Genomic DNA, 12,211 nt, shown 5'->3' with positions numbered 1-12,211 from the left:
AGGCGCAAAGCCGCTACCGCTCCGCTCGCAAAAAGGATCAAATAGCAGCCTCCAGCGAACCAAATATAGGCGTTCCCTTGAAGGCGAGGGCGAGGATGTTGCTATTCCCGCAACCCCTTCACCTCGCCCATCAGCTCGTCCATCTTGTGATGCAGCCGCATGATCTCCAGCTCGGCGCGCAGGTTGATTTCATAGTCCAGCCCCGCCGCGATCCGGTCCTTCGCCGACTGGCGGTTCTGGCTCATCATGATGATCGGCGCCTGCACCGCCGCGAGTGTCGAGAGCATCAGGTTGAGGAAAATGAACGGATAGGGATCAAACGCGAGCCCCCAGCGCGCCAGTATTTCGGAATTGAGCAGCATCCAGCCGAGCAGAACCACGGTGAACAGGATGATGAAGCCCCACGAGCCGCCGACCGCAGCCACGCGGTCCGACAGGCGGGCGCCGAAACTGGATTCCTGATCGACCAGATCGGCGGCGTCGCGGCTGGTCAGGCGGCGTTCGGCAATGGCGTCGAGAACGCGACGCTCGTCATCGTCGAGTGCCTCGAGCGGCCGTCCGAGCAGACGGAGCGACAGGTCGGCGATCTTCGTCGCATCGTTCATCGCCCTACCCCACCCAACGCCAGATTCCTGCGACCATATAGCCCAGCGCGCCATGCGCCCAGGTCGCAGCAAGCCAGACGACGAGGCCGCCGAACAGCGCGTGCGGCCGGGGAATCGTGTCGCCCCACGATCCGCGCCCACTCAGCTGGCGGGCGAAGGGCACGAAGCTCGTGCGCGCAGCCCAATGGCGCCAGCTATCCCCCATCAGCCGCGCCTTCTTCACATCCTGTCCCGCCGATCCGGCGAGCGCGAGGAAGATGATCGTCGCCGACAGGATGAATTGCCCGGGCGTCGGCACCACCAGCGCGTGCGCGAAGGCCCAGAGCGCGAAACCCCACATCATCGGGTGGCGCGTGATCGCAAAGACGCCGCGCGCGGCGCCTTGCGCAGCGAAGGCCGCATTTGGTGCGGGCAGCGCCGGATTGCCGATCAGCGATCCCATAAACAGCACGCTGGCGAACAGCACCAGCAGCGATGCAAACATCCATAATGCATCGCCGACCACCCACAATGGCGGTTCAGCCGGCATCCCGCGCCACGCCTGCACGAGCATGATGAGCGTTGCGATCGCGACGACCGAATAGACGATCAGAAACGACCGTTCGCCCATCCGGCCCGCCAGCGGCGCGCGCAGCGGGTGCGACAGGACAAGGTGCGACCCGGCGAACAACAGGCATGTTATGACCAGAAGCGACATCGGTTGCATTGGGCCTCTCTTTCTTCCCTCTTCCCCGGTGCCGTGCTGGTCAGGCGCGGCGCCTATCTGTCATAGGCCTTGGGCAGCGCCCCTTCCTGCGGCGTGGCATAACGATCGCGCAAACGATCCTGCCGCGTCGTCAGCGACTGGCGCTTGCCGTCGATCCAGACCATCGTCGGACGGCTGCCAAGCTCGAGCGGATCATCGTCCCAGATGACCACGTCGCCGACACGTCCGGCCCTGAGCGACCCGATGCTGCCGTCCATCCCGACGGCGCGCGCGGGGGCGCTGCTGATCGCGGCAAAAGCCTGGTCCCAGCTCAGCCCGCTCGCTCCCGGAAGCTTGGCCAATCCGACCAAATTCCCGGCATATTGCGCGGTGTAGCCCATTTTGTGCGCATCGTCGTCGTCGAACACACCGACCGACACATCGACCCCGGCGGCCTTCAACCGTCCGGCGTTCGACTGGGTCGCGCCGAGCTGTTCAAAGCTGCCCGGCAGATCGGTCAGCGGGGACACCAGCACCGGCACCTTGGCCGCAGCAATGTCGCGCGCAACGAGCCAGCCCTCGGTCACACCGACGAGGACGAGCTTCAGCGCCGGAAATTCGCCCTTCAGTTTGATGACGTTGACGATATCGACCGCGCGGTCGACGCGGACGAACAGCGGCGTGGTGCCGTCGATCACCCGCACCAGCGCGTCGGCGTCGGCGCGCTGGATCATCGCGTCATTGCCCCACTCCGCAAGCACGGCGGGGTTGCGGGCATAGCTGCGCGCAGCCAGCAATTGCTCGCGGAACAACAGGAAGGTCGCGGCGCGGCTGCCGCCGGCCTTGGCAGCGCCATCCTCGCCAAAGGCAACGAACTGGAGCGCGCGCGGGCGCGTCACCATGTCCATATCGTCAGCGAGGTCAACGACCGCGCCCTGTCCGGCGAACAAATTGCTGCTGCTGCCCGGTGCGACGATCGCGCGGGTAACGCCGGCGGCGCGGTTGACCGCGACGGGCGAGCCCATCGGATTGAGCGCGGGCGCGATATCGAGCCCGGCGGAGAAGCGCGAGCGCCCCGCCGACCGGTCGTTGGTTCCCGACACCGCATCAACCTCGACCAGCCCGACGCGGCTGAACGCCGCGACGATGCCCGGAGTGACCCAGCGGCCTTCGGCGTCGACGCGCTCGATCCCGGCGGGAACGGCGACACCGGCGCCTGCCGCAACGACCTTGCCGCCGCGCACGACGACCGTGCCGCGCTCGATCGGCGCGCTGCCGTCACCGATGACGAGCCGCGCGTTGGTGATCGCGATGTCCTGTGCGGCGACCGGGGCCGTGACGGCCAAAGCCGCAACGGAAAGCAGAAGCGCGCGCATCATTTCACATCCCCTTCGCCCGGCTGGCCGAGTTCGAAATCGCTGACCGGTCGCCGTTTCGGGTCCATCGCATCGAACATCAACGCGCCGTCGATCCACACTTTCTCGGGGCGGGTATAGGCGCTGAACGGATTGCCGTTCCACAGCACGACGTCGGCCATCTTGCCGGGTTTCAAACTGCCCGTCCTGTCACCGATCCCCAGCGCCTTTGCGGGATTATACGACAGCCAGGTCCACGCCTGTTCGTCGCTGATCTGCATCCCCATGCGGCGGCCGGCCTTCAGCGCCTTCGCCGCTTCCTGATTGAGCCGCTGAATCTGGTTGGCATCATCCGAGTGAACGATCGTGCAGGCGCCCGCCTTGTAGGTCAGTGCGATATTTTCAGGCACGCTGTCATAGGCTTCCATCTTGAAGCCCCACCAGTCCGCCCAGAGCGCAGCGCAAATGCCCTCTTTCTTGAGCAGGTCGGCGATCTTGTAGGCTTCGACCGCGTGGTGGAAGGTCGAAACCTTATAGCCGAATTCCTTGCTCATATCGATCACCAGCGCCATTTCATCGGCGCGATAGCAATGATTGTGGACGAGAATTTCGCCCGACAATACGCCCGCGAGCGTTTCCATTGCAAGGTCGCGGTCGACGGCCTTTCCGTCGTCCATCTTCTTCTTATAGGCCGCAGCCTTTGCCCAGGTCGCGCGGTTGACCGCGAAATTGCCCATGCGGGTCGAAGGCATCCTCCCCTTGGCGCCATAGACGCGCTTCGGATTCTCACCGCACGCCATTTTCAGGCCATAGGGTGCGCCGGGGAATTTCATCCCCTGCACCGTGCGCGAGGGCACATTCTTCAGCGTGACCGAACGGCCGCCCATCAGGTTGGCGCTGCCCGGCAGGATCTGCAGCGCCGTCACGCCGCCATTGGCGAGCGCACGGCTGAACCCCGGGTCCTGCGGCCAGACGCTGTGTTCGGTCCAGACTTCGGGGGTGGTCGGGCTGGTCGCTTCATTGCCGTCGTCGTGCGCATCGACGCTGGGTGAGGGATAGTCACCCAAATGGCTGTGAATGTCGATGACACCGGGAGTGACGAACTTGCCAGTGCCGTCATAGACCGCGACATCGTCCGCCGGGATCGGCGTGTCGGGGCCGCCGACCGCCGAGACTTTGCCGTTCACCAGCAGGATCGTCCCATTGTCGATCCGCCCGCCCTCACCGTCGAAGATGGTGACGTTGCGGACCGCCGTGACCCGCCCCGCATAGGGCGTGTAGGTCGACGGATAGGGATCCTTGTTGAACTTGACCGGCTTGTCGGCGGACGCGGCGGGCTTGTCGCCCGCCGAATTCGCTTCACCGCCGCCCGACGCTCCCGTGGCCGCACAACCGGCGAATGCCAGCGACACAGCAGCCAGCAGGCTGCCCTTCACACCCCGGATCATATTTACGCCCCCTTGGCTTCAGGATGGATGCCCGCAGCCTGCGCTTCTCCAATCTCGCCTTGTCCGGCAAGCGCATCGGCATCGCTCAGCGTGTCGAGGTGCATCAGTTTCTTGATCAGCGGCGACACGATGATCACCAGCACGCCAAAACCGACGGCCCACAGACCGATCGTGCTGTAAACGTCGAGCACAAGCGCCTTGCCGGCGCCCTCGCCGCTCGCTTTTTCGGACCCCGTCGCGGCTGCGATCAGGCCGGCGACGAAATTGCCGGTGGCCGAAGCAAAGAACCAGGTGCCCATGATCAGGCTCGCCATATGCGCCGGAGCCAGCCGGTTCATTGCGCTGAGCCCGACCGGCGACAGGCAAAGCTCACCCATGGTGTGGAACAGATAGATGAGGAAGATGAAGAGAACCGGGGTCGCATTGCCCATGCCGACGGCTTCAGCACCCCATTTGAGGGCGTAGAAGCCAAGCCCGAGCTGGAGCATCGCGAGGCCGAATTTGACCGGGGTCGAGGGCTCCATGCCGCGGCGACCGAGCCAGGTCCACAACGTCGCGAACAGCGGCGCGAGCAGAACGATATAGATCGCGTTGATCGACTGGAACACCGACGCCGGGACATTGCCGCGATCGACATAGCGATCGGTGAAGAGATTGAGCGACGAGCCTGCCTGCTCGAACAGGGCCCAGAACAGGATCGACCCGAGGATCAGGAACATCGCGGCGAAGATGCGGTCGCGGTCTTCGCGGGGCAGCTTGATCACCGCCGTACCGATGACATAAGCCACGAGGATCAGGCCCGCGAGGCCGAGCAGCGTCCCGACCAGCGCCTGGTTCTGCACCAGCCACCAGCAGACAACGACGGCGCCAAGGCCGACCAGATAGAGCAGCCATTCGAATTTGATGCCGTACACGCGCTCGGTCAGTTTCGCCGGATTTTCAGGCTCGCCGCGGCCGAGCAGCAACGGTTTGAAGACGACAAACACGATCAGGCCGAGCAGCATGCCGAAACCGGCGGCGCCGAAGCCATAGGCCCAGCCGTAAACTTCGCCGAGATAGCCGCAGAGCAGCGAGCCGATCGCGGCGCCGAGGTTAATCCCCATATAGAAGATGGTGTAGGCGCCGTCGCGACGCACGTCGGTGCGCGGATAAAGCTGGCCGACGATCACCGAGATATTGGCTTTCAGGAAGCCCGAACCGACGATGATGAAGGCAAGCGCGAGCCAGAAGATGTTGAGGCTGGTCGGATCCTGCCCGCCATCACCCTCAAACCCCATCATGAAATGGCCGAATGTCAGCAAAACGGCGCCGTACAGCACCGCCTTTCGCTGCCCCAGCCATCGATCGGCGAGATAGCCGCCAAGCACCGGGGTGATGTAAACGAGCGCGGTATAGGCACCATAGATGACGCCCGATTCACTATCCGAAAACAGCCAGTGTTTGGTCAGGTAGAAGATCAGGAGCGCGCGCATCCCGTAATAGGAAAAACGCTCCCACATCTCGGCGAAAAAGAGGACGAAGAGGCCCTTCGGGTGGCCGAGAAACGTCCCGGCGGCATCCCCGTGCTGGGCATAGGCTTTGGTCATGGCGACCCTTCCCTGGTATTTGGTTGCTTGGCTCCCTCGAAACGGGGAGCAGATGGAATGACCCTAGCGCGAAAATTGCGTATGGGAAGAATCTAATTGCGCGTGAAACCGGTTGGTCCGGGCCAAAAACTGTTGCGAACCGTTCGCAACACTTGCGTTGCGGCGCCAGAAACGCCACATGGCGAACCATGTTCAACGATCGCTCTTCGCTGCTCGCCCATCTCGCCACCCGCCGTTCGGGGAAGGCCCGTGACATGATCGCGCCCGGCCCCGACGCCGCGCAATTGCGGGAGATCATTGCCCTCTCGCTGCGCACGCCCGACCATGGCAAACTCGCGCCGTGGCGCATCGTCACTGTCGCAGACGATCAGCGCGATGCCCTCGCGGCATTGCTCAAACAGGCATGGATCGCCGAAAACCCCGGTGCGGCAGGAATGGACCTGTCGGCGCTCGACCAGTTCGCACAGCAGGCGCCGGTCTTGCTCGTCCTCCTGTCCACCCCCGTCCCCGGCAGCAAGGTTCCGGTGTGGGAACAGCAGATGTCGGCAGGCGCGGTAGGCATGAACCTGCTCCACGCTGCGCATGCGCATGGCTATGTCGGCAGCTGGCTGACCGGTTGGGCCGCCTATAACCCTGAAGTCGCGGCGGCCTTTGGCGCGGGCGAAGGCGACACGATCGTCGGCTATTTCTTCCTCGGCACTGCAGCCAGAGAACTGGATGAGCGACCACGCCCCGAATATGACGATGTGGTCCGATCCTGGGAAATATAGTTTCAACCGAAACCCCGGATTTGTAACGACCCGCGTTTGACTGTGCTGCTGTCTTATGGCATTAAGGCGGCATGCTCGATCAGTCCAAACCCGTGTATCAACGCTTGCGCGACGTGATCGCCAACGCGATTCTCGATGGCCAGTTCCGCGACGGCGACATACTCCCCTCGGTGCGCTCGCTCGCGGCCGAGCAGGGCGCCAATCCGCTGACCGTCGCCAAGGCCTATCAGACCTTTCAGGACGAAGGGCTGGTGATCGTGAAGCGCGGGGTCGGCATGTTCGTGGCGGCGGGCGCGACCGACCGGCTGCGCAGCCTGATGCGCGAAGATTTCCTCGCCAATGTGTGGCCGCCGGTCGCCGAGCAGATGCGCCGCATCGGCCTCGACGCGCGGACTTTGCTCGACAACGCCGACGCCTGACCCGGGTCAGCGCCCGATCTGCGCCGCCTTGTCGCGCAGATCCGCCGCAGCGTGGGCATCGCCGCCTTGCGCCAGCAAGTCGGCATAGAAATTCATGATTTCCCTATTCAGCGGCTGGAGCCGATAGGCACGTGCGATCAGCGGCAGCGCGCGGTCGCGATTGCCCTTTGCCGCCCAGGCCCGCGCGAGTTCGCGCAGAATCACGACATCGCGGTTGCCGATACGACGGCGGACGCGCTCGAAATGATCGATCGCCTGATCCCAATGCTTGATGTCCATCGCCAGATGGCCCGCCAGCCGGTCGGCGGCGATGCTCGACGGCTGGCTGGCCCGCAGCGCAAGAATCGCGGCGCCCGACCCCGCGGGATCTCCCGCGCGATAGAGCGCATTGGCAAGGCGCAGGGTCGTGCGCTCACTGGCGTCGAGAGCACGTGCGGCGCGAAACGCCTCGACCGCCAGGCCAAAACGCCCGCCCGCCAACGCCGCGTCGCCCAGCAGGATATGCGCGTCGGCGACGCCGCGGTTGGCATCGCGTAGCTGCGTCGCGCGTTCGATCGCGCGGGCGGCGTTGCCCGCCGCGATGTCGGCCGAAATCGCCGGGATGGCATGCGCCGGGTTCAACGGTTCGGCGTCAGCGAGCGCCGTGAGCAACCCGTAATCCTCATCGACCGCGAACGGCGCCGCGTCACCGCGCGCCAGCGTCGCCGCGCGCTCCAGATAGCCGGACGCTTCTCCCTGTCGCCCCAGTTCCGCCGCGACGCGCGCCGCGAGCAGCAGCGACCAGCTGTCGGCATCGGCCCGATCGACAATCGGAGCCAGCGCGTCGGCGGCGGCGACGGCATCGCCATCGGCCCAATCGGCGACCGCGAGAATTCGCCGCGCGGTCATATTGTCCGGCTGTTCGGCCAACAGGCGCTCGGCCCAGGTCGCCGCCACCGCCTCGCCGCCCAATTCCAGCTCAACGACTGCGCTCAGCAGCATGAAGCCCGGCACGTCGTCCATCGCGCCGCGCGTTCGCTGCAACAGACTGCGCGCCAACCGGTAGTCGTCGGCGCGCGCGGCCAGCACCGCCTGCAAATAATAGATGCGCGGCTCTCCGGGGACGAGCGTCGCGGCATGGCGCAACGCGCCGAGCATGTCGCGATAGCGGCCGAGATCGCCCAGCACCGCCGCCTGATCGATCAGCGCTCCGGCATTGTCGGGATCGGCGGCCAGCGCCGCGTCATACCATGGGAGCGCGGCATTCAAACCTTGCTCGGTGCGGATCAGACTCGCCTTGTAGGCCAGCGCCGCGCTGTTGTTCTTGTCGAGTTCGATCGCATAGTCGATCGCATCGCGCGCGCCGAGCGTATCGGCATTGGCATCGCGAAAGCGCGCGACATCGACCCACAAGGCGGCGTCGCGCGGCAGTTCGTTTACCGCACGGTCATAGGCTTCGCGCGCGGCGCCGAGGTCGCCATTGGCGAGATGGACATTGCCCGCGACCCACGCGGCTTCGCCGATCATTTCGGGGATGATCGGCCCGGCATCGAGCGTCTGGAGCGCTCGGCTGCCGTCGCCCTGCATCGCATAGGCGCGTGCGAGCAACGGACGCAGCGCGGCTTCCTTGCCGCCCGCATTGATCGCGCCCTTCACCGCCGCTTCGGCCGCTACGCCGTCGCCGAGCCCAAAAGCAACGCGCGCCAGCTGGATGCGCTCGGCTATCGCCTGCGGATTGTCGGCGATGGCATCGCGCAGCGCAACGCGCCGCTCTTCGAGCATCTGGCGCGGCGCGGCCGGGCGCGGACCATCGCACGCGGTCAGCATTACCGCGAGCGGCAGCACGCCCATCCACAAGCGCCGCCCGATCATTCAGGCATGCATCCGGTATTGCTTGAGCAAGTCATAGAGTGTCGGCCGGCTGATCCCGAGCAGCTTCGCCGCAAGCGAGATATTGCCCTCGCTCTGCATCATCGCACGGCGGATCGCGACGCGGTCGGCCGCCTCGCGCGCGCTGCGCAGGTTAAGCCACGCTTCCTCGCCTTCACCATCGAAACCCGCCATGTCGAGATCCTCGCGCATCACCAGCTTGCCATCGGCCATGATCACGGCGCGCTTGATGCGGTTTTCAAGCTCGCGGACATTGCCCGGCCAGCGCGCTTCGTCGATCGCCTGCAGCGCATCGGGCGCAAAACCGCGCACTGCGGGGTTCATTTCCGGCGCATAGTGATGGAGAAAATGGCGCGCAAGCAGCACGGCGTCACCCGGCCGATCGGTCAGCGAGGGGATTTTCACCACCATCTCTGCCAGCCGATAATAGAGGTCGTCGCGGAAGCTCCCCTCGGCGATCATCGCGTCGAGATCGCGGTGCGTTGCGCACACAATCCTTGTATCGACCGCAATCGCCTTGCGCCCGCCGATGCGCTCGATCGTGCGCTCCTGCAAAAAGCGCAGCAGTTTGACCTGAAGCGGCAGCGGGATGTCGCCGACTTCGTCGAGGAACAGGGTGCCGCCATGGGCAAGCTCGATCTTGCCTTCGGTGGTCTTCACCGCGCCGGTGAATGCCCCCTTCTCATGCCCGAACAGCTCGCTTTCGAGAAGATTTTCGGGGATGGCGGCGCAGTTGATCGCAACAAACGCCCCGTCGCGGCGCCCGCTCGCCTCGTGCAGCCCGCGCGCGAGCAATTCCTTGCCGGTGCCGCTCGCGCCGAGCAGCATCACCGAAACACCGAGGTTCGCGACCCGCTCGATCATCCGCGCGACCTTTGCCATTTCGGGCGCGCCGGTGATCATCCCGCCGAGTACGCGATTGTCACCTGCCCCCTGGTCGGCAAGCCTGGCGTTCTCGACCTCAAGGTCGCGGACATGGAAAGCGCGGCGGACGATCAGCCCCAGCTCGTCGATATCGATCGGCTTTTGATAAAAGTCCCAAGCGCCGTTCGCGATCGCCGCCAGTGCGCTCGCGCGTTCGCCATGACCCGACACGACGATGATTTTCGTATCGGGCTTGAGCTCGAGGATTGTCTGCAGCGTCCGGAACCCTTCGCGCGTTCCGTCGGGATCCGGCGGCAAGCCAAGGTCGAGCGTCACGACCTCCGGCTCTTCGGCGCGCAGCAGATTGATCGCACTGTCATGATCGCCGGCGATCAGCACCTGATAGCCATCATAAGCCCATTTGAGCTGCGCCTGCAGCCCCGGGTCATCCTCGATCACCAGCAATTTTCGCAGATTCGGGCCGCTCCCGCTCATTTTGACCCCACCTTCCTCATATGTCCGGCGGGCGGCGCATCGCTGTGCGCCTCGGCCAGCGGCAGCCACAGGGTGAAGTTGCTGCCCCGCCCGGGCTCGCTCGCCACCTCGATCGTGCCGCCCATCGCCTGCGCCAGTCCCAGCGCCTCGAAGGCGCCAAGGCCGAAACCCGCCTCCTTGGTCGAGACGAAGGGCTTGAACAGCTCGTCGCGGATGAAGGCACGGGTCATGCCCTTGCCCTGATCGATCACATCGATGCGCACCCGTTCCTGTTCGGCGACGGCGATCACCTGCACCGGCGTGTCGGGCGCCGAAGCGTCGATTGCATTGGCGACCAGATGCTGGACGATCTGCTGGATCGATGCCGCATCGCCCCACGCGGCGAGCCCCGCCTGACAACCCGCGAACAGCGCCCGGCGCGGCTGCGCCTCCGCCGCAACGGCATTCAGCAAGGGCTCGATCAATGTTCGTGCGACCGAAGCCGCACGTGCGCGCTCGCGTGGCGACAGGCGCTGGAGCAGGTCACTGAGCCGTGCGGCGGAAATTTTCAGCGTCTGGACCATGTCGGCCCGAAACGCGGGATTGTCGGCGTGGCGCTCGGCATTGCGCGCGAGCAACGAAAGCTGGCTCGCCAGATTCTTGATGTCGTGCATGATGAAGGCAAAGCGGCGATTGAATTCATCGAAGCGCCGGGCTTCGGACAGGGCCTGCTGGCTTTGCGATTCCGCAAGATAGCTTGCCGCCTGCTGCCCAGCGATGCGCAGCACGTCCAGATCTTCCCAGTCGAGCGCGCGCGACACTGCCGGGCGGTGGAGCACCACGACCGCGATCATGCGCTGGAAATGCAGCACCGGAACGACAACCCAGGCGCGCAAGTCGGCGAGCAGCCAGTCGGGGATCGCCAGATCCTCTGCCGCGCTATTCTGGCCGCGGCGCTGCGCGTCGAGGTCGACAATGTGGCGCGTTTCCTGGAGCATGAAGGCAGAACGCAGCGACAGCGCCGCCCCCTCCCCGGATGCGGCCGGCCAATGCCACTGGTCGGCAACGCGAAAACCGCCCAGCGCATCGGGCAGCATCAGGAGCGCACCGGGACTGCCGGTCAGTTCGGCCAGCGCCTTGGCCACCCGCCGATGGAGGCCCAGGTCGTCATCGCCGCCGCCCTCGCGCGCCAGCGTTGCCGTGAAGCGCATCCATTCGGCGCGATAGTCATAGCGATGCTCGAAGAAATGCTTGGTGATCATCACCGACAGCCATGCGCGTGCGCGCGCCGACAGGAACAGCAACCCTCCCGATCCCAGCGCGACGATCAGGAAGAGCCCCTGCGCCAGATTGCCATAGTCACCGCCGATCAACCGCGCGACTGCGCCGGCCAGACCGATCAGGATCATATAGACCGCGGCGGCCAGCAGGATGATCGTCCGCATCGCTGCCGGGCGCGAGAGGCGCATCCGCTCCCGGCCGATATCCATTGCGGCGACGACGAAGATCGGCAGGATCAGCAGCGCGACGGCAGGTTGCAACAGGATCAGCGTCAAGGCGGGCTTGCCCGTCAGCGCGCCGATCAACTGGGCGTTGAGTTCATAGGCCCAGAGCATCGCAAAGCCGCCTGCGACGGCCAGAACCGGAGTGCGCAAGCCCGAACCGCCACGCCGCACGCCGATATCGACCACCAGCAGCCCGCCCACCGCGACGATCATCGCCACATTCGTCAGCCCCGCTCCCAGCCAGGCGCCGCCCCCGCCGCCGACACCCCAATGGGCGGCGGTGCCCAGCGACAATGTGATCAGGCACGTCGTCGCAAGGAGACGCAGGATCAGAAGCAACGACCGCGACATCGGCGCCTGGGGCGACCAGAAAGTGCCGCTGATCCAGACCAGCATCGCGAGGTCGCGGAGCGCCTGTGCCACTAGCGCCTGCGACGATCCCGGCGAAAAGACATAGAGCGCGGCGCACCACAGCGCCGTCGCAGCGGCGGCTCCGACGAGACGGCCGGGCACCGGCATCAACGCCGCCATCCGGCCGCGAACCCGCGTCAACAGCCACAGGGTGGCGCCGGCAAAACCCACCAGCGCCAGGCCGGACAGGAGATGCGACAGGCCCGCGAGCGCCATCATC

General features: G+C 65.4%; 10 protein-coding genes. 2 read left to right on the top strand and 8 right to left on the bottom strand.

Annotated features, from left to right (window positions below):
* Positions 1 to 101: 101 nt before the first annotated feature.
* Genes AC1RRJ_RS05970 through AC1RRJ_RS05950 form a run of 5 tightly spaced genes read right to left on the bottom strand, consistent with a single transcriptional unit; the run spans position 102 to position 5,679 of the window.
* Positions 102 to 605 (bottom strand): DUF1003 domain-containing protein, encoded by a 504-nt coding sequence (locus AC1RRJ_RS05970; protein ID WP_493120846.1) that lies wholly within the window; start codon positions 603 to 605, stop codon positions 102 to 104.
* Between the two features lie 4 nt (positions 606 to 609).
* Positions 610 to 1,311 carry an NnrU family protein gene (locus AC1RRJ_RS05965; protein ID WP_493120845.1) on the bottom strand — a complete coding sequence of 234 codons (702 nt, stop codon included), beginning with the start codon at positions 1,309 to 1,311 and terminating at the stop codon, positions 610 to 612.
* Positions 1,312 to 1,364: 53 nt separating this feature from the next.
* Positions 1,365 to 2,669, bottom strand: a complete 1,305-nt coding sequence (locus tag AC1RRJ_RS05960) for an amidohydrolase family protein (protein ID WP_493120844.1) — start codon at positions 2,667 to 2,669, stop codon at positions 1,365 to 1,367.
* Complete coding sequence (locus AC1RRJ_RS05955) at positions 2,666 to 4,093, bottom strand: amidohydrolase (RefSeq protein ID WP_493120843.1); 1,428 nt, start codon at positions 4,091 to 4,093, stop codon at positions 2,666 to 2,668. The genes AC1RRJ_RS05960 and AC1RRJ_RS05955 overlap by 4 nt, the downstream gene beginning before the upstream one ends.
* A gap of 2 nt (positions 4,094 to 4,095) precedes the next feature.
* Positions 4,096 to 5,679, bottom strand: a complete 1,584-nt coding sequence (locus tag AC1RRJ_RS05950; RefSeq protein ID WP_493120842.1) for a peptide MFS transporter — start codon at positions 5,677 to 5,679, stop codon at positions 4,096 to 4,098.
* 188 nt (positions 5,680 to 5,867) lie between these two features.
* Between AC1RRJ_RS05950 and AC1RRJ_RS05945 the strand changes: the two genes are divergently transcribed.
* The gene (locus AC1RRJ_RS05945; RefSeq protein ID WP_493120841.1) at positions 5,868 to 6,449 is read left to right on the top strand and encodes a nitroreductase family protein; all 582 of its coding nucleotides are present in this window, start codon (positions 5,868 to 5,870) and stop codon (positions 6,447 to 6,449) included.
* A 71-nt stretch (positions 6,450 to 6,520) separates the two neighbouring features.
* The gene (locus AC1RRJ_RS05940) at positions 6,521 to 6,868 is read left to right on the top strand and encodes a GntR family transcriptional regulator (RefSeq protein WP_493120840.1); all 348 of its coding nucleotides are present in this window, start codon (positions 6,521 to 6,523) and stop codon (positions 6,866 to 6,868) included.
* A gap of 6 nt (positions 6,869 to 6,874) precedes the next feature.
* Here the strand turns inward: AC1RRJ_RS05940 and AC1RRJ_RS05935 are convergent, their stop codons facing one another.
* Genes AC1RRJ_RS05935 through prsK form a run of 3 tightly spaced genes read right to left on the bottom strand, consistent with a single transcriptional unit; the run spans position 6,875 to position 12,210 of the window.
* Positions 6,875 to 8,719, bottom strand: coding sequence for a tetratricopeptide repeat protein (locus AC1RRJ_RS05935; RefSeq protein WP_493120839.1), 1,845 nt, complete (start codon positions 8,717 to 8,719; stop codon positions 6,875 to 6,877).
* Positions 8,720 to 10,096 (bottom strand): PEP-CTERM-box response regulator transcription factor, encoded by a 1,377-nt coding sequence (gene prsR, locus AC1RRJ_RS05930; protein ID WP_493120838.1) that lies wholly within the window; start codon positions 10,094 to 10,096, stop codon positions 8,720 to 8,722. It lies immediately after the preceding gene.
* Positions 10,093 to 12,210: an XrtA/PEP-CTERM system histidine kinase PrsK gene (prsK, locus tag AC1RRJ_RS05925; protein WP_493120837.1), complete on the bottom strand. Its 2,118-nt coding sequence runs from the start codon at positions 12,208 to 12,210 to the stop codon at positions 10,093 to 10,095. The genes prsR and prsK overlap by 4 nt, the downstream gene beginning before the upstream one ends.
* Between the last annotated feature and the right edge of the window lies 1 nt (position 12,211).

The sequence above is a fragment of the Sphingopyxis sp. GW821-FHT12C06 genome, assembly GCF_058807415.1.
This window is presented reverse-complemented; position numbering and strand designations above follow the sequence as displayed.